17 protein-coding genes are annotated in these 19,039 nt (G+C 43.2%); 7 read left to right on the forward strand and 10 right to left on the reverse strand.

Annotated elements, in window-relative coordinates; translation table 11 throughout:
- Positions 1 to 138: 138 nt before the first annotated feature.
- Positions 139 to 633, reverse strand: coding sequence for a hypothetical protein (locus J5X94_RS01445; protein ID WP_189581670.1), 495 nt, complete (start codon positions 631 to 633; stop codon positions 139 to 141).
- Positions 634 to 1,010: 377 nt separating this feature from the next.
- Positions 1,011 to 2,297 carry a CNNM domain-containing protein gene (locus J5X94_RS01450; RefSeq protein WP_227676131.1) on the reverse strand — a complete coding sequence of 429 codons (1,287 nt, stop codon included), beginning with the start codon at positions 2,295 to 2,297 and terminating at the stop codon, positions 1,011 to 1,013.
- A gap of 596 nt (positions 2,298 to 2,893) precedes the next feature.
- On the opposite strand from J5X94_RS01450, the gene yajC reads away from it, so the two are divergent.
- From yajC to J5X94_RS01485, 7 genes are all read left to right on the forward strand, one after another.
- Entirely contained in the window at positions 2,894 to 3,220 is a 327-nt protein-coding gene (yajC, locus tag J5X94_RS01455; protein ID WP_189581667.1) for a preprotein translocase subunit YajC, read from the forward strand.
- 253 nt (positions 3,221 to 3,473) lie between these two features.
- Positions 3,474 to 5,351, forward strand: a complete 1,878-nt coding sequence (gene secD, locus J5X94_RS01460) for a protein translocase subunit SecD (RefSeq protein WP_010198348.1) — start codon at positions 3,474 to 3,476, stop codon at positions 5,349 to 5,351.
- A gap of 9 nt (positions 5,352 to 5,360) precedes the next feature.
- Entirely contained in the window at positions 5,361 to 6,620 is a 1,260-nt protein-coding gene (secF, locus tag J5X94_RS01465) for a protein translocase subunit SecF (RefSeq protein ID WP_010198347.1), read from the forward strand.
- Between the two features lie 180 nt (positions 6,621 to 6,800).
- Positions 6,801 to 8,222 carry an MATE family efflux transporter gene (locus J5X94_RS01470; RefSeq protein WP_210539539.1) on the forward strand — a complete coding sequence of 474 codons (1,422 nt, stop codon included), beginning with the start codon at positions 6,801 to 6,803 and terminating at the stop codon, positions 8,220 to 8,222.
- Positions 8,223 to 8,332: 110 nt separating this feature from the next.
- A complete protein-coding gene (locus J5X94_RS01475; protein ID WP_210539541.1) occupies positions 8,333 to 9,064 on the forward strand; it encodes an AzlC family ABC transporter permease in 732 nt (243 codons plus the stop codon).
- On the forward strand, positions 9,054 to 9,410 hold the full coding sequence (locus J5X94_RS01480; protein WP_189581652.1) for an AzlD domain-containing protein: 357 nt from the start codon (positions 9,054 to 9,056) through the stop codon (positions 9,408 to 9,410). The genes J5X94_RS01475 and J5X94_RS01480 overlap by 11 nt, the downstream gene beginning before the upstream one ends.
- A gap of 269 nt (positions 9,411 to 9,679) precedes the next feature.
- A complete protein-coding gene (locus J5X94_RS01485) occupies positions 9,680 to 10,213 on the forward strand; it encodes a DUF2058 domain-containing protein (protein WP_210539543.1) in 534 nt (177 codons plus the stop codon).
- Between the two features lie 154 nt (positions 10,214 to 10,367).
- Here the strand turns inward: J5X94_RS01485 and purF are convergent, their stop codons facing one another.
- From purF to J5X94_RS01525, 8 genes are all read right to left on the reverse strand, one after another.
- On the reverse strand, positions 10,368 to 11,903 hold the full coding sequence (gene purF / locus J5X94_RS01490; RefSeq protein WP_194618648.1) for an amidophosphoribosyltransferase: 1,536 nt from the start codon (positions 11,901 to 11,903) through the stop codon (positions 10,368 to 10,370).
- Positions 11,904 to 12,317: 414 nt separating this feature from the next.
- Complete coding sequence (locus J5X94_RS01495; RefSeq protein WP_010198340.1) at positions 12,318 to 12,815, reverse strand: CvpA family protein; 498 nt, start codon at positions 12,813 to 12,815, stop codon at positions 12,318 to 12,320.
- 27 nt (positions 12,816 to 12,842) lie between these two features.
- Complete coding sequence (locus tag J5X94_RS01500; protein WP_010198332.1) at positions 12,843 to 13,877, reverse strand: quinone-dependent dihydroorotate dehydrogenase; 1,035 nt, start codon at positions 13,875 to 13,877, stop codon at positions 12,843 to 12,845.
- Between the two features lie 178 nt (positions 13,878 to 14,055).
- Positions 14,056 to 14,484, reverse strand: a complete 429-nt coding sequence (locus tag J5X94_RS01505) for a DUF4870 family protein (protein WP_210539545.1) — start codon at positions 14,482 to 14,484, stop codon at positions 14,056 to 14,058.
- 345 nt (positions 14,485 to 14,829) lie between these two features.
- Positions 14,830 to 15,378: a type II secretion system protein GspM gene (gspM, locus tag J5X94_RS01510; RefSeq protein ID WP_210539547.1), complete on the reverse strand. Its 549-nt coding sequence runs from the start codon at positions 15,376 to 15,378 to the stop codon at positions 14,830 to 14,832.
- A 102-nt stretch (positions 15,379 to 15,480) separates the two neighbouring features.
- Positions 15,481 to 16,791, reverse strand: a complete 1,311-nt coding sequence (gspL, locus tag J5X94_RS01515; protein WP_210539549.1) for a type II secretion system protein GspL — start codon at positions 16,789 to 16,791, stop codon at positions 15,481 to 15,483.
- Positions 16,792 to 17,110: 319 nt separating this feature from the next.
- On the reverse strand, positions 17,111 to 17,569 hold the full coding sequence (sixA, locus tag J5X94_RS01520) for a phosphohistidine phosphatase SixA (RefSeq protein WP_210539551.1): 459 nt from the start codon (positions 17,567 to 17,569) through the stop codon (positions 17,111 to 17,113).
- A 108-nt stretch (positions 17,570 to 17,677) separates the two neighbouring features.
- Entirely contained in the window at positions 17,678 to 18,991 is a 1,314-nt protein-coding gene (locus tag J5X94_RS01525; protein ID WP_210539553.1) for an NAD(P)H-dependent glycerol-3-phosphate dehydrogenase, read from the reverse strand.
- Positions 18,992 to 19,039: the final 48 nt, after the last annotated feature.

A 19,039-nucleotide genomic window follows, 5' to 3' on the forward strand; every position in this document is an offset into this window, starting at 1 on the left:
ACATGCATAAAAATTGCACGTTCGAACTGGTAGCTAATATAACTTTGAATAATTATCATCTTTTTTATAGCTCAGCGCTGAACATGCACGCTAAGCCATAACTACTGGTTATAAGTACTAACTATAAGTACTGAATTCTTAATTAATAGCCACTTGTGATACAGCGCGTAGCAGAACTGCATTGCCAGTAGACAACGTCAAAGTCACTCGCGAGGTCGTGACAAAAGACACATTGCGACCGTCTTTTACCCAGCTTTCATTGGTCGTAACATTAGCCTTGGCCTGATTACCAGTGATGACAACGTTATCTACAGAAATATCGTAGCGATAATTGGACGTGTCATTCCAACTGTTTTGCAGTAACTTTAAGTAGGCATCTTTATCTAAGCTGGTAGACTTACCTTTTCTTGATAATGAAATCAGCGCATCGTCAGAGACAAGACCGGCGACTTGATTGATGCTTTTATTATTCGCTGATGACTTCATGGCTGCTGCATAGCTTTGTACCAAATCTTCGGTCATGGTCGCGGCTTGCGCAGTGATGCTTACGGTGCTTGCCACAGCAACCACTGCTGTTGCGCCAGCACTTTTTAGCAATAGAGCCAACAGCCCTTTTCCCCATAGTCGTTTCATGATAATCCTTAACGATACCGTTTTCGTTGTTGTCGTTGGCATTAATTGACGTTTAGCATCTGTTTACTATTTAATGATAGATGGCTATAGTCAGTTCAATATAAAAAGATATGACAAATATAACGCCCCACTGGACGCTAACCTTTTATTAACGCGTTTGCTTAAAACTTTTAACAGCATACTTTGTTAGTGATTTTAGCCTATCACTCAATTCTCACAGCCATGTGACACCCTGTGTAATTATTGCGAATATCACTTTACTATGAACGCCTTACACCTTTATTGCCCTACAGCACTTATTGCTCTAAAGCACTGGCCATACATCAACTGCACTGTCATGACTCAGAAGCCCAATGTATGGCGCATCAATGACAACGCTATAACTTACTCTCTGTATTACTGTCTTCATACTGCTCATCATCACTCAACTTCATGCCCAAACGCTCTACGCGTCTGTCCATCATTTGCCGTGCTAACGCCTGCATGTCTTCAACGCGGTCTATCTCATCCACAATTTCAAGACCCAATAACGTTTCAAACACGTCTTCTAAGGTGACCAAGCCTTTTACTTCACCGTACTCACCCACGGTAATAGCGATATGAATACGATTTTTTAGCATAAGCTCCAATAAGTCAAACAACTTCATCTTTGAAAATACAAAGGTGATGTCGCGTTTAAATTGGGTCAACGGCTTATGCATAGCATGATTGACTTTCGCCAACAACATATCTGTTTTTAAGACAAAACCCGTAATGTTGTCCAAGTCGCCATCATAAATCGGCAATCGTGAAAAAGTCAGTTTAGGACGATCAACCAGCAATTCAGCCACGGTTTTGTTTTCTTCAAACGCCAACATCACCGAACGCGGCGTCATGATATCTTCGACTTTAATAGCACCAAATGCGAGTAAATTGCGAATAATTCGAGATTCTAGTGGGTCGATCTGTCCAGACTCTTCACCGATACTAGCAAGCGCAGCAAACTCACGACGGCTAAACACATTGGTCTCTTTACCACGTACCAGTAGCTTAGTCAGACGCTCCGAAAACCAAATGACTGGGTAGAGTGCAACAATTATCGTGCGCACAAAATAAGCAACTAAGCCGCTTAAACGGCGCCAATACATCGTTCCCAAGGTTTTTGGAATAATTTCAGAGAATATCAAAATAGCCAAGGTCATAATTGCCGAAAAGACACCAAACCACGTACTACCAAATACGATGGTGGCCTGTGCACCAGCGCCAATAGAGCCGAGCGTATGAGCGGCGGTATTCAAGGTCAAAATAGCTGCTAGCGACTGATCGATATTGTCAACTTTTAGCTGTTTAAGCATTTGCCCTTTTTTGGGATTGTTTTCTTGAATATCTGCAATGTATGAAGGCGTCATGCTCAGCAAAACAGATTCAGCCAGAGAGCAAATAAACGAGATGCCAATAGCGATCAGCACAAACAATATGAGCAGCAGTACACTGGCAGCAGTCGGTTCTGCTAAGCCCTCAGCCGCCCATACCGCTTGTGGCAACATAAAAGTTGTCAATACAGTTAGCAGAGACAACGACTTGAAGCCCAAGCCTAAGCGAGGGTTATGGCGCATCGTCGGGGGAGGTTCAGCAGAGACGTCTTTACGACAAGCGCGTGGACGACACAAACGAGGTATAAACATAAAAGTGGTGGACAAGTTAGGTAACCTAAACATAAAAGAGAAAAAAGGAATCGAAAAAGATAATTAGCAGACTACATCAGACAGCAAACCATCTATGATAAAAAACTGGATAGTGCTAAATGGTCAAGTAATGCTGCTGTCATACCTTCTATTAGATACAATTATAGCCTAATAGTAGAGCGCACTAAATACAGGCAATCATTGTCTTTTGATAGTAGCACTGATGATGTGAATGCACAATAAGTCGCTATTTGTTTTTAAGCGGATTGTTTTTAAGCGGATTGTTTTAATGTAACTGGGTGCTCAAAATGGATATTTTTAATAGTATTGTCTTGACCATACTGATCATATTGCATAATTCTGATGTTGTTTAGGCATAGTTTGCATGAACTTAACCCTCAGATATTCCAAGTCAGTCTCCACTCCACAACACCCTATTTTATACACCAAAGAGATTGTAGTGATAAATATTGACTGCTAGTATGCCAGTACGTTAAGAAAAACATCCTCAGCCTATGATTAACAGTTACCAAGTCTAGGATTTTTTGTTACTATGCGTTTAATTTATTATTATCTATGACTCACTGAGAGAGATTATGTTGTTATTTATCCAAGCGGCCCATGCTGCCGAAACTGCCGGTGCTGCATCACTATTTGGTCAAATCTTATTACCTGTTGCTTTTTTTGCAATTTTTTACTTCTTAGTGATCCGTCCTCAATCTAAGCGCACTAAAGAACACCGTGCTATGGTCAATGCGTTGACAGTCGGTAGTGAAATCATATTTGCTGGTGGACTAATGGGTCGTATCAAAGCATTAGAAGGCGATTATGCAGTCGTTAGCTTAAACAATAATACAGATATCAAAGTACAGCGTGCTTCTGTTATTTCAGTATTGCCAGCTGGCACTATCGAAAGCGTCTAATTATTGTCAATGGCTTTGATAATAATTAATGAATAGTTGTCATAGCTATAAAAGCAACCGCTATAAAAGTGACCGTATCTGATTTACGGTCACTTTTCGCTTTACCTTTTTACGTTTTATTATCATCGCGGATGATCGCAATGGTGCATCATGACGGCTGCTAAATAAGCACTCAACCATTGCTCTCACTAACTTCCCATCTGCTAACTTGTGGCCTGCGTCGCCAATAGTTTATCAACTTAAAGAAGTGATTATGCAATATCCCGCTTGGAAATACTTACTTATTACCGTCGTGCTAATCATTGCCGGTCTGTATGCTGCTCCTAACCTCTATCCTGATGAACCTGCGGTACAGATTACTAGTGCAGCAGCAGGTACGCAGCTGTCTGATGGTATCTTGACCCAGTCTCAAAGCTTACTCGAAGACGCTGGTTTGAATAATCATGACGGCACCTTTGAAGGCAACAGCGCGCTGGTACGTCTTGATAACCCGGTCGATCAGCTCAAAGCACAGGAAGTACTGCGTCAGAACTTGGGCGAGGACTATGTGGTCGCGCTCAACTTAGCGCAGACAACCCCGCAATGGCTACGTGATATCGGTGCTAGACCGATGAAGCTCGGTCTTGATTTACGTGGTGGTGTGCGTTTTGTGCTAGAAGTTGACATGGATAAGGCTCTCGATCAACGCCTGACCAGTGCCAGCCGTGATGTACGCCGTGACCTGCGGGCTGAACGTATTGCGATCAAAGGCATCAAAACTGAAAACCAAGGCATCGTGCTACATTTCGCCGATACAGACACACGTAATCGTGCACAAAATGTCTTGCAAGGCTCGATGAGCAATACTTTTAGTTTACAGTCTTCTATTGATGACCAAGGCCCTGCCCTGATTTTGGTATACAACGATGCAACGCTAGACGAAATCAATAGCTATGCGGTCAATCAAAACTTAACAACCCTACGCAATCGTATTGCTGAACTTGGAGTCACCGAAGCTTTGGTACAATCACAAGGCGCGAGTCGTATCGTCGTTGAATTACCTGGTGTACAAGATACCGCAGAAGCAAAACGAGTCCTTGGACGCACAGCGAACCTTGAGTTCCGTATGGTGGCTGAGGACAGTGAAAACTACACCGGTGGCATTCCTCCTGCTGGTACCGAAGCATTCCCGTTTGAGACGCTTGATGGTCCACCGGTATTGCTAGAGCGTCAATCTATCGTCACAGGTGATAAAGTCACTAATGCACAGACGGGTATTGATGAGAGCGGCTCACCTGAAGTAAGTATTACGCTGGATAGTGCTGGCGGTAAGCTGATGCAAAACGCCACACGTACTGCTGTTGGCAAGCAAATGGCCGTCCTATTCATTGAAAATAAGCAAAGAATCACTTACGAAGAAGACCCAGCGACTGGCGAAACGGTCGAAGTACGTACGCCTTATGCTGAAACCAAAGTCATCAATCGCGCCAATATCCAAGCCGTACTAGGCTCCTCTTTCCGCATTACTGGTCTTGATAGTAGTGCAGAAGCAGCAGAACTTGCACTACTCCTACGTTCAGGCGCATTAGCCGCACCGATGTACTTTGTAGAAGAACGCACCATTGGTCCTTCACTGGGTCAAGAAAATATCGATAAAGGTCTCTTCTCTACGCAAGTTGGTTACTTGTTAGTCTTTGCGTTCATGATTATTTTCTATCGTCTGTTTGGGGTCATTGCCAACGTGGCGCTAGCGATTAACGTCATTATCATCATTGCTATTATGTCAATTTTAGGCTCATCACTGACCCTGCCCGGTATTGCCGGTATCGTCTTAACCATTGGTATGGCGGTCGATGCCAACGTGCTGATTTTTGAGCGGATACGTGAAGAGCTGGCAAATGGCGTCCGGCCAAAATCTGCCATTGTGGCGGGTTTTGATCGCGCTTTTAGTAGTATCTTCGATGCCAACATCACTACCTTATTGGTCGCCTTTATCTTATTTGCGATTGGTACAGGTCCGATTAAAGGCTTTGCGATCACCTTAGCGATTGGTATTGTCAGCTCGCTATTTACCGCGATTTTGGTAACGCGTGCGCTGGTACAAATTGCTTACGGTAAACGTAAATCTATCAAACGTCTGAGCATCGGTTAGGAGAAACATATGGCGATCGATAAGAATAATCCTCTAGAACAGCAAAATAATCCAGATCGAAATGGCTCAAATGGCGATTCAAACAGTAACAGTACGCGCCGCCGTAACAAACCGCGTCGTGATGGTAAAGGTAGTAATACTAAAACCAACAATCCTACGACGGCGAAATCAGACAAAAGCAAAACACGTCGTGGCGGTCAAAATGCTCAAGAATTGACCACACAGACAAGTACACCTGTCGACCAGACTCAATTAATGAGTGATGCCGCTGAGGACGCTGCTGCACAAGCTGAAGGCGGTATCAAAGCCGTTGGTAATCAACGTATCATTCCCTTTATGAAGATAGAAAAGCCGATGGCTATTTTATCGTTACTCATGGTGATTGGTAGTATTATCGCGATTGCCGTTAATGGTCTAAATCTAGGTTTAGACTTTACCGGTGGTGTTTCAGCAGATGTACGTTATGAGCAGCCTGCTGAGCAAGTAGAAGTGGTCAAAGCCTTGGCTGATAATGGCTTTGATGATGCTGTCGTACAATATCTTGGCACACGTCAAGAGTTACTGGTACGTTTGCCACCTCAGTCTGACAATATTGACGGACTCAATGCCAGTCTTAGTGCCGCGTTAGCATTGCCTAATAACACGGTTGAAATCAGTAATGTGAATATCATTGGTAGCCAAGTAGGTAATGAAGTCTATTTGAACTCTGTTATGTCGCTGGTCTTAGCATTGGTCTGTATGCTTGGTTATGTCGCGCTACGTTTCCAGTTTAAACTGTCTCTGGGGGCCGTGCTGTCCCTTTTCCACGATGCTATCGTGACCATTGGTGTCTTTGCCCTATTTGGCTTTCCGTTTGACTTAACTGTTTTGGCGGCTATCTTAGCCTTGATTGGTTATTCCTTGAACGATACGATTGTTGTCTATGACCGTATTCGTGAAAACTTCCGCCGCGTCCGTGGTATTACACCGCGTCAAACGATTGATTTGTCATTAACAGAAACGTTACGTCGTACCATTATGACTATCTCAACTGTATTACTGGTTGTTTTAGCCATGCTATTCTTGGGCGGTGATGGTCTCTATTGGTTCTCGGTTGCGCTATTCATTGGTTTGCTGGCTGGTACTTATTCGTCAACGTATATCGCAAGCTCGATTCCACTACGTATGGGGCTATCTCGTGATGATTTCGTGGTCAAGGTTAAGCCTGAATTTGAAGAAGAAATCGTTACTTTTAATGACCCAAAAATGTTTGAACAAGACAATATTTAAAGCAACTTAGTTAAGTTAACCTTTAAATAAAAGAGTATTCAAACAAGCTTATAATCCGTTTTTCACTGTACGGAAGTGAGCTGCAAATAAAAGCACCTGACTCATAACTGATTGAGTGTTGGGTGCTTTTATCTTTATATACTGCTACAACCATAGCCATTAAGTATAAACGAGCCACCAATGCCAACTGTCACGCCATTACGCTCCATACCGCCGATTGATACTCGTTATACGCGTATTATCGCCATCGCATTACCGGTATTGTTGGCTAACTTGGCGATGCCGCTACAAAGCGTGATTGATACCGCCATTGTCGGTAATATGAATGACACTGCTAAGCTTGCGGGTATGGGGTTGGCCATACAGTTATTGTCTTTATTACTCGTCAGCTTTAACTTCTTACAGTACGCTTCATCTGGACTATCAGCTCAAGCGTTGGGACAATCAGTCAGCCATTCTGATAGTGCTAAAAACACGACGACAGAACAGTCAAGTCTGCTTGCTTCACCACTGCTGTCTATTTTGCAACGTGCTTTATTGTTAGCATTCATCATCGGCACACTATTACTGCTGGCAAAGCCATGGTTGATTGATTTTGGCTTAAGAGCCTTATCTGCCAACCCTAACAGTGGCCTTGCTGCCAAGACTTATTTGGACGTACGTTTTTGGGGCGTCATCGCTGAGCTAATGAATTTTGCATTTATCGGCTGGTTTGCAGGTCAAGGCAAGACACGTTACATGCTCTACCAACAAGGCTTTATCGCCCTGCTTAATATTATTCTCACTCTATTCTTTGTTTATGGACTGCAAATGGGGTTGGTCGGTGTGGCACTAGGTACTACTATCGCCTTTTGGTCTGGCGTGTTACTGGCCTTATGGTTGAGCCGTCAACATCTGCAGATATCTTGGACGGCGCTGTTTACAGCTGATCCTAAGCATTTTTCGAAAGAAAAAATGCTTAGGCTATTTTCGCTTAATAAAGATATCTTTATCCGCACGTTAATCTTAACGTTAAGCTTTGCTTGGATCACTCGTCTATCTGCGCAAAGTGGTGATGTAATTTTGGCTGCCAACGCTATTTTATTGCAAGTATTGAGCATTTCAGCCTTCGCCCTTGATGGCGTAGCAGTATCCGCTGAGACCTTGAGCGGTCAAGCAGCTGGAAGACGTGACTGGCCACGGTTTCGTATTATCGTCAAACGTACTGGCGTAGTCAGCTATGGGCTTGCCATCATGCTAAGTGCCCTATGGTGGCTTGCCATGCCAACTTATTTGCAGCTTATGACCAATATTGAACCGGTCTTTGCCCTTGCCTATGACTACCATCTTTATGCAGTGCTATTACCGCTGGTCGGCGTTGGTGCTTATTGGTTAGACGGCATATTCTTTGGCTTAACGGCGGGTAATGTCATTCGTAACGCCGCCCTTATATTGGCAGTGGTCTTTTTCCCACTGAGTTGGCTACTCTATCAGCAGTGGGATATGACTGGTATCTGGCTTAGCGTCTGGTGTTTGTTGCTGCTAAGACTTATTATTCTTGGCGGATTTTTATACCGTGCATATCGAACCGGTAGCTATGAAAAATTACAGCCCAATGTTTAGCATTGATTATCTAAAAATTTATTTACCTAAAAAATAGGAATTTCTTAGTCTTATCAAATAAAGACCGACCATCAATTATAAAAATACAGTCAGAAAAATCAGGATGTCATGTGACTACTCATTCAAATGAACTAAATCATCAACAAGCGGCTCACTATGATTGGACAGAAGGCTTTAAGAAGAGCCTGCCAGTCGCGATGGGCTATCTGCCTGCGGGCATCGCCTTTGGTGTGCTGGCGCAAGTTGCTGGCATCCCTGTGTGGGCAACAATTATGCTCAGTATTGTCTTGTATGCGGGCGCGGCGCAATACGCCTGTTTGCCCATGCTAAGTGCCGGTCTACCGATTGGTAATATTGCGACAAATATTGCCGCTATTAACTTGCGTCACGTATTTTATGGCATGCCATTACTACAGTATTTACCGAAACAAAAGCTTGCCAAAACATACTGCTTATTTGCCCTGACTGATGAGACTTTTTCAGTCATGACCAGTTTACCCAATGAGTCGAGACAAGCCCTGATCCTACCTATTAGTTTGTTTAATCAAAGCTGGTGGGTGCTAGCGAGTACGCTTGGTGTGATGATAGGTAGCACGCTCAGTGACTTGATACCACATTTGGATTTTGCCTTAGTATGTCTATTTGTCATTTTGGCTTATGAGCAATTTCAGAGCATCAAGCGCTATTTTCCGATCGGTATTGCCGTAATTGCTTTAGCCGTTGCCTCCTTATTTACTAGCAACTGGCTGTTATTGGTCGCGATTAGCATTTGTATGCTAATGATTTTGGCACGCGGGTTTTGGAGCAAACGCAGCGTAACAGGAGGAAGTCATGACCAGTAGTTATCTAATTTTTGCTACCTTTGCCATGGCTGCTGTCACTTTTATCACTCGCGCCCTTCCCGCCTTGATACCCAAAAATCTGCTGGATACGCCATGGTTACATCGCTTGAATGAAAGCTTGCCGTTATCCGTGATGGTACTGCTTGTTTTGACCAGCCTCTCTTACCAAGATTTATCAGCGCGCACTGGCCTGCAAAGTGCAGAGCTGCATTTACTAATGGCACAAATCGGCGCTTTACTTCTGGTATTATTGGTCTATCATTTGAGCCGTCAATTATTGGTCAGCATGGTTGTCGGCATTGCTGCGATTAATGGTTTGCTTTGGCTATTTACTCAATTGACTTAATCGCTAATAACTACTTATAGTCAGGCCAATATAAAAAAAGACAGCGTGACTGGTATAAATTTTTTGCAGCCTCTGTCTGCGTAGGCACAGCAAGCAAGAAAAATTTGTACCAGTCACGCATCATAATGTCGTGTACCCATTTTATTTAGTATCGACTATGTGTTTTATACAACAATGTGCGCTTTTACTGTCTGCAATGAATTAACGGCACACTGCCAAAAAATTTGCTACTATTTAGTTTTTATTTTTATCATCTAGGTAATAAAATTATGGCCAAGAATGCCCTACAAGCTCAACTTTTAAAAGCGGGATTGGTTGATAGCAAAAAAGCCAAAAAGATAAGTAAGCAATCTGAACATGCCAAGCGCACTGGTGATGTGTCCAATGTGGAAGCTAAAAAAGCGTTGGCAGCAGCCCAAGCGAAAAAGCTAGAGAAGGATCAAAAGCTTAATCAAGAAAAACAGCAGCTGTTAGAAGAGAAAATGCTAAAGGCCAATATCATCCAAATGATTAAGCAGCATCAGATTACCGATACACAAGGTGAGGTCAATTATCAATTCGTTGATCATGCTAAAGTCAAAAAAATCTCTATCACGCAAAAATTATACGATCAAATCGTGGCGGGTCATGTAGTCATTGCACGCTTGGAAGAAAGCTATGCCCTGCTTCCTCGCCCTTTAGCCGATCGTATAGATACAAAATTGGAAGGCTTTATGGTGGTGTCTAACGATACCTCAGACAATGCGTTAGCGGATGACGATCCTTATGCCGCCTATGTAATTCCAGATGATTTAATGTGGTAATCCTACCAATAAAGCGCTATATATATTCCCAAGATCACCTCTTACCATAAATAGCGGTTTTTCAAAGAATATCTCTTATTTTAAGCAATAAAAAAGGCTGGATTCTATCAAGAATCCAGCCTTTTTATATACAGAAATTTAAGTATTTAGAGGCTTAAAGCTCTTCTACACCCATCATATCTACGGGTGTATCAGCCACTATTTGTACGCCTTTTTTGCCAGTCTTAGCGGTATCACTGCGCTGCTCTTGCAGATGCTCAAGATAGGCTTCATTGATTTGCCCAGTAATATAGCAACCATTAAATACCGCACAGTCAAACCCTTCGACTTTGCTGTGTTTGGTGTCTTTTACCGCTTCGATCAAATCGTCTAAGTCTTGGAAAATCAAGCGATCAGCACCAATGATTTTACGCACTTCTTCAACGCTATGCCCTGAAGCAATAAGCTCGCTGCGCACTGGCATATCGATGCCATACACGTTTGGATATTTTACGGGTGGCGCTGCACTGGCAAAGAATACTTTACGTGCACCTGCATCACGCGCCATTTGGATGATTTCATGGCAAGTAGTGCCGCGAACGATTGAATCATCGACCAGTAAAACGTTTTTACCTTTAAACTCTAACGGTACAGCGCTAAGTTTTTGACGTACTGATTTTTTGCGTTGCTGCTGACCTGGCATAATAAAGGTACGACCAATATAACGGTTTTTCATAAACCCTTCACGGTACTTGATATTCATCTTGAGCGCCAGCTCCATCGCTGAAGTACGCGAAGTATCCGGAATAGGAATGACCACATCGATATCGTGATCTTCACCCCATTCTGCAAGAATTTTATCACCAAGCTTCTCACCCATACGCAGACGCGATTTATAGACTGAGATATTGTCCATGATAGAATCTGGACGAGCGAAATAGACGTATTCAAAGATACAAGGTGTATACTCTTGCTGCTCAACGCACTGATACGTATGCAGCTGATGGTCTAAATCAATAAAAATGGCTTCACCAGGTCTAACATCGCGGATGATTGTAAAACCAGAGCCAGTCAATGCAACTGATTCTGAGGCAACCATATATTCTGTGCCGCCATTGGCTGCCAAACGCTCACCAAAGATGAGCGGACGAATACCGTTTGGATCACGGAAAGCAAGCAAGCCATGACCAGTAATCAAGGCAACGACACCATAAGCGCCTTCGCAGCGGCTGTAAACTGCTTTGACCGCTTCAAAAATATCATCAGCCGTTGGATGTGTTTTGCCCAAATTCTGCATTTCATGCGCAAGTACGTTTAACAATACTTCCGAGTCTGAGTCGGTATTCAGATGACGACGGTCTTCTTTGTACAAGGCTTTAGCCAAGCTTTCAGCATTGGTTAAATTACCATTATGTGCCAGCGTAATACCATAGGGTGAGTTGACATAAAACGGCTGAGCTTCTGCACTGCTTGAGCTGCCTGCCGTCGGATAGCGCACATGACCGATACCAAATTTACCAACCAGCTTCATCATGTGGCGATTCATAAAAACGTCACGTACCATGCCGTTTTCTTTACGCAAATAAAGCCGACCATCTTGCAAAGTCACGATACCTGCCGCGTCTTGCCCACGATGCTGTAGCATTGTTAAGCCATCATAAAGAATTTGATTAACTGGCTCATGAGCTGCAACTCCAATGACTCCACACATAGTTATATCCTATTTTGAACCACACATTAGTAAAACAATAACGGCATAATCTTGACAGTGTTCTATAAAAAACAGCTATCTAACCCTTGCCGCTGACCTGATGATGTTGCTTAAGCTTAAAATATTGATGACAACTTCCTTGCTGATGTATAGTCGGCAAAGTCATCAATCATTCATAAATCGGAATTTATGAACCCTAAATGCTATCAAATAACTTTTTATCAAGGATGAATTACAAAGACTCAGTCATGATTTTTGGCATCGCATTGTTTAAAAAATAATGCTTTAAAAACACAAGCTTTAAAATGACAGTCTTTGGAATTTTAATTGGTAATATCAAAATATATGTAAGTTTGGGATGTTAGAAATGCGGGCTTTAGGAACGAATAATAAGTCTAAGGCAAGTTCTAAGCATTAAGACTGGTTGACTTGATCCCAAGCCATACCGAGCACATCTGAGACCAAAGCTTTGCCCATCGGTGCATAAGGTAGTAGTTCAGGCGCGAGCACCGAGGTTTGCCATTGCGGCATTTGTACCAATAGTGGTGCGCTAACACTAAGCACAACCAACACCATCAATACATTTTTGGCTGCCCCAAGGACACCACCTGCCATTTTGTCTACTACGCCCAAACGCAAAGTTTTTAGCACGCCTGAGAATACAAAAGCCACTAGATGCATAATCGCCAATATAACAATCACAACGATTAAAAATGCCATTGCCATTTGTAAGACGGGAGCTTGTACAACGCCTGATAACTGCGGAGCTACTGAGCCTGCCAAGCGCGTGGCAGCAATGAGAGCAATAAACCAGCCTACCAGACCTACTGCCGTCTTAATGAGTCCTACCTGAAAGCCACGCCATAAGCCAATCAAGACCACAATAGCAATCACGATGTCTAGACCACTCATATATAACGCCTCATTTTTAGTGGTTGTCTAACCTTCCATGGCGTCGTAATAGCCACCAATCGCTTGAAGGCAAGACTGTACCAGCCCAGGACCTCGATAAATCAGCCCAGTATAAAGCTGTACCATATCGGCACCTGCTTCAATCTTTTTAACCGCTTTGGCACCGCTATCAATACCACCCACACCGATCAAAGCTACTTTACCATCCAGCTGATCGGAGAATTGTTGTAAAATTTGGGTGCTAATGTGGCTCACTGGACGACCCGATAAGCCACCAGCTTGGTCACCATCTTGCAAGTCTTCGACACCGACGCGGCTCAATGTGGTATTGGTAGCTATCAAACCATCAATCTCAAAATCTAACAACTGCTGTGCAATATAATCCACTTGTAGTGGCTCTAAATCAGGAGCTACTTTCAAAACCAATGGCACATAAAAGCCATACTCTGTTGCCAATTGATTATGACGATTTTTAATCGTATCAAGTAGCTGAGTCAACGCCTCACCACTCTGCAAATCACGTAAGTTTTTGGTATTTGGTGATGAGATATTGACAGTAATATAGGAAGCGTGTGGATAAACCCGCTCTAAGCAATAGACGTAATCATCAGCGGCTTGTTCCACTGGCGTACTGGCATTTTTACCGATATTGATGCCGATATTACCTTTGTATTTGCAGCGTTTGACGTTTTCAATCAGATAATCAACGCCCTGATTATTAAAACCCATACGATTGATAATAGCATCGGCTTGCTTGATTCTAAATAGTCGTGGCTTATCATTGCCAATCTGCGGCTTTGGCGTGACCGTACCCACTTCTATAAAGCCAAAGCCAAGCTCGGCAAGTGCGTCGATATAATCGCCGTTTTTGTCCAACCCTGCGGCAAGACCAACTGGATTGTCGAATTGTAATCCCATACAGTCTGTGGGCTGCATCGACTGACCATATACCAAACCTAAAGCACGCGCTTTATGAGCTTTATCTAATAAAGATAAAGTCATCTCATGGGCGTGTTCAGGATCCATCTTAAATAAAAAAGGGCGAAGTAAGGCATAGGACATAGTAACGACAAACCCTGCTCGAAAAGCAATGATGAATGAGAAAAACGAAAGAGGTTAAGCGCAGCGATTATATCAGCTTAACAGAAATAAGACCAAAGTTTCATACAGCAAATTTCTATTCCAAAAAGTCAATAAGCGCTGCTAAACACCGTATCAAAATGATATGAGATTGCCCATATTATGGCACAGGTCGCCCATCTGTTAAGGCAATCCAACCTCGTATAATACGATAAAGGTGCCAAATAAAGGTAAGGCTCATAATAATAAAACCAACACTGACCAATAAAAATGAACCAATGGCTATATTGCTGCTATCAGCAAGCATGCTGACGCCAAAGCCACCCAAAGCAAACGTGATGATAAGAATGCCTATGATAAACCAGACGATACTGTACCAAAACGTCTTAATTTGCCAATCAAAATGCGTGGCGAGCCATGACCCATCCGCATCGTGGCGCTTAGCATAATTCATGATAATCGGCACAACCCACAATAGACCAGCCGTAAAATAACTGATCACATACAATAGGTAGGTGATGTGATTATAAGTGGTCAAAGAACGGCGTTTACTGTCACTCATGTTGCCGCTTATATTGTCGTTTATCATGTGTCTTGATCCTTAACAGGTCATATTATAATCAGACGTCTTGATTTTCACATTAGTCGGTTGACGCAGATGCTTATCCATTCAAGCTCAGAAAAACATTTTATAGAAATACTTTATAGAAAATGCCTACCACTAAAGTGTGCCACAAAACTTTAATTGTGTCGGATAGGATGTTTTTCAATGAAGTTCAATTCAAAATATGAAGCAGTAACAGTGGGTGAAAGTAATGTTAATAAAACACAGTTTACGCTGTGACTTTTCTTATGCAGAAAATCCTAATCGTATCATCGGTTCAATATAATGTGGATATAAAGAAGTCTGATTTATATAGAATTGACTACGATTTTAAGAAGTGACAGTTGCTTGCACCTCAATGGCTTTGGTGGTCACGTCCTGTTGCATCGAGAGTTGAGTAAATTGCCAACCTTGCTGCTCAAGTTTACCGAGTGCCGCACTCACAACCGCCTGACTGGCATTGGTAAAGCTCAGTTGAATTGCATCGCCAGCCGCGACTACTTGCGCATCTGTAATACCCGAAGTATTTAACAGCGCGCTGACAGTACTGGCAGGTGGCATAGCGGCTGCCCCATCTACAGTATTGACCGTATTACTATCAATATTACCCGCTTGCGCGCGCAGCCAAAAATAATCGGCAACCTGCTCTTGATACTCACTTTTGCTATCGCTTGCAGCTTGATGAACCGTATAACCGCCGTAGCCACCCACAAATAACAGCAGAAAAGCAGACAATATGGCCAATGCTAATTGATCGCGTGGCGACAATGCCTGCCAGCGTGATGATAGGACATTTTGATAACTATTCACCCGCTCTGAAAAAGTGCTTGCTTTAGGCGCGGTGGTGCTACGTTTGGCACGGCGCTGTAATCGTTTCATTCTCTAACCTTTATTGCCAATAGTTTGCGATCAAGTGACTACTATAATACTTATTATCATCAAAAATATATCAGTCATAAGAAGTTGAAATTCTCAGCGAGCTTAAGATGCTGCTACCTTATCTGCACCAACGCTTTCTGGCGTAGTACCAGTACCTTCTTCATTTATACTCACAGTAATTTGCCCACTAAACTGCCCTTGCTCATTGCTATTTACCCGTTCTAACTTGGCCGTTAATCCTTGGGTGAACAGGGTATTGGCAAATTTATCAAGGCTGTCGCGGTCAGGCGCAATCAAGGTAAAACTGAGCGCGGATGGTTGCATAACCAAAGACTGTGCCTTTAAGGAGGATTGCTTAATCAGTGGTGATATGCGTGATAGCACGGCTATATGTGGGGATGCTTGACCATTGGTACCCAGTTTTGGCGCCATTTGCGTGGTCAAATTGGTTCGGGGATTTAGACGTTCATCAGGAAACCAAGACTGATATTGATTAGTAATCGCTGTCTTTGTTGCCATCGTCGCTTGATTATATTGATAAAACTGCACCCCATCTGTCGCTATTTGCAGCACTAGGGCTGACAGCGCTACCATCATTGCCACACGTAGGTAAGGCGATAATTGCGAATCGGTTGATTTGATAAAGAAATTAAGCGCGTGACGTTCATGGCTATCAATCGGCTTTGGCGTACTGGTTAACATAGTCAATAGCAGCTGATGATCTGCGATAAGCGCGGCTGTTTGTGCCGAAAAATCGGTGGTCGTTACTGGGTTTTGCAAATCGATACTAGGATCAGATTTTGTAGCATCAAGGTCTGAAAAATTTGTATTATCAAAAGCTTCAATGCTTGGCACCACAGTCACTTCACTCAACTGCGGAAAGCGCTCAAAAATCAACGGTAAATAGCTGACCGCCATCCCTTGATATAATGATTGGCGTAGCAGCATCGTCTGGTCATCTTGATATAGAGTGATTTGCTGCCCCGCGCCTTCTTCTGGAACTGGTAACAATAAAAAATCAGGCAGTAATGCCGCGATACTCATACCGACAAGTTTGGCACTTTGCTGCCATGCCTCAATATCACCCTGCGCGAGCGCATATAAATACTGGCTATCAGCAAGGCTGGTTTGCCGTATTGCCAATTGCTCAACAGGGGTCAAGGACGTCTCTTCAAATAGATACTGCTTACCGGTATTACCCAATTGCTTCAGCTGAGCACCATTAAGCTCGGTATCCACTTGTAATACGTGGCTTGACGGAAAGTACAAACATACTGTTTTATGGCTATTGGATTTATAGCTGCTATAAATATCATGCAACTGTTGCCAGCCAGCAACTGACTGCCATTGTTGTATGTCTTCATGCCAGACAGCTAGCGGACTGTGCTGCGCTCTTAACCAAACATGTAACACCAAGTGTGTCCTTAATTATCAAAGCCGTAAAATAACAAACTTATACGTTCTGTAAGCGCCAATGACAATCTTTAAAGCATGCAAATGTTTTAAAGACTGTCATGATGGATGATATCACTAGGGCGTGTCCTCATTTTAAAAATGGTCATAAAAATGAGATAAATTGCAGTCAAATGAGGAAAATAGCGCAAATAATATCGAGATATTAATCAGCTATTTGACGATATTTGGCAAAATTTAGCCATTTTTAGCCCATTTAGATACAATCGCTTGAATTGAGGACGCGCCCTAATACCAAATAGTCGATTGAAGAGTGATATCAATACGGTTGCTCAGGTACAAAGCGATCGACCTCAGTTGCCATTCCAGACATGATAAAATCCATCTCAAACACTCGTGCTTCTGCCAAAGAAAACGACTCCGGATAATCACCGGTTAGTAAGCCGGCGAGATTGGCGACGATAGACATATGACACACCACCACGAGACACTGCGCCTCAATCTTTGCTATATCGGTCAACGCACTATGGGCATCGTCAGAAGGCGTAATGTTATCTTGTACTGTCGCTGGTATTGTAGGCGCATGCGCTTGCAGCTCTGCTAACGTTTGCTGCGCCCTATCATAAGGACTCACGATAAAACGATCGGGCTTATAATTGGTCGTGATATATTCTGCAGTTTGCGCGGCTTGCTGCTGCCCAAACTTGGTCAGCTGACGAGCGCTATCTGGACGCGTTTCATCTTCTGCTTGACCGTGACGCACTAGTATAATTTTCATAACTTTCCTTGTCTATAGCGTGCCTTTTTATCAGCTGCCTTTCTATAACCTGCTTTGCCACTGCCTGACCTTACACATTTTCAGCAATACACATTTCTAGCAATCATTTTACTTAGAGTCGCTGTCTTTATCGCTACTCTCGTTTTTAGAGGTACTATTGGCAGCTTTCATTTGCGCAGTAAGGGCAGCATTGCTATGGTCATGAGCCATCACAAACTCGACGTCACTACGAAATCCCGCTTCCATCAAATGAAGCGCCACACCTAGTGCTGCTTTATCTTCATAAATAACTGCATAAAGTGCATGGGTAATCGGCATATAAATACCGTCTTTGGTCGCTTTTTCGTGGACTTGCTGAATAGTATTAACGCCTTCAGCAGTCTGACCCAGCTTTTTGACGGCGGCATCAATACTCATGCCACGACCAAGCATATTACCGATGCGGTAGTTACGGCTTAATTCTGAGCTACAGGTTGCGTATAAGTCACCAACACCTGATAACCCTAAAAACGTCAGTGGATTGGCACCGGCTTCGACACCAAAACGACTCATCTCTGCCAGCGCGCGAGTTAATATCATGGCTTTTGTGTTCTCACCTACTTCGTAGGCAGCAGCCATACCCATCGCAATAGCATAGATGTTTTTGAGCGCCCCGCCCAGCTCAACACCGCGAATATCATCGCTGGCGAACACTCTAAAGAAAGCACTATGCAGTGCTGCTTGTACAGCATGACGTAGTGGTTCAGACTCACTCGCAATCACTGTCGCAGACGGCATATTTTTCATAATTTCTATAGCAAGATTGGGCCCTGACATAACGCCAAAATTCACTTCAGGCAACACCTCCTTGATAATATCACTCATCATGGCAAAAGTGTCTTTTTCCATGCCTTTCGTTAGCGACACAATAGACTGCCCACTGATAAAGGGCGCGATGTTTTTCAGCGTTTCACGAAAGGCCAAGCCTGGTACTGCAATAAAAATAATATCGGTATCTTTGACTGCTGACGCTAAATCATGACTGTACTTCAGACGGTCATCAAGCTTGTGACCGGGCAGGTATTTCTTGTTCATCTGCGTTTTTTGCATCGCCTTGACGGTACGCTTGTTACGAACCCACAGCGTGGTATCACAACCATTACGCGCGGCTAGGTTCGCCATCGCTGTACCAAAACTACCACCGCCCAAAAATGCCAAACGCAGCTTGGTAGGATTACTATGAATCTCTGCCATGTTTTTTGCCACCGCAGACTCTACCGCACTAGGATCTAGCTTCTTACGGCCAATACCAGATTTACTAGCTCGTCCAATGATACCCGACAACAGACTGTTTTGTTTATCAGCTGCTTTATTACTCTCATTGCTACTATTTTCATTGGTATCTTTGTTGGCATTGATATTGCTGTCATTAGCGCTTGTCATATGCATGTATCCGTATTGACTGACTTATTATTAATAATATCTTTAGTG

Source organism: Psychrobacter sp. K31L (genome assembly GCF_017942195.1).
Lineage (GTDB): Bacteria > Pseudomonadota > Gammaproteobacteria > Pseudomonadales > Moraxellaceae > Psychrobacter > Psychrobacter glaciei.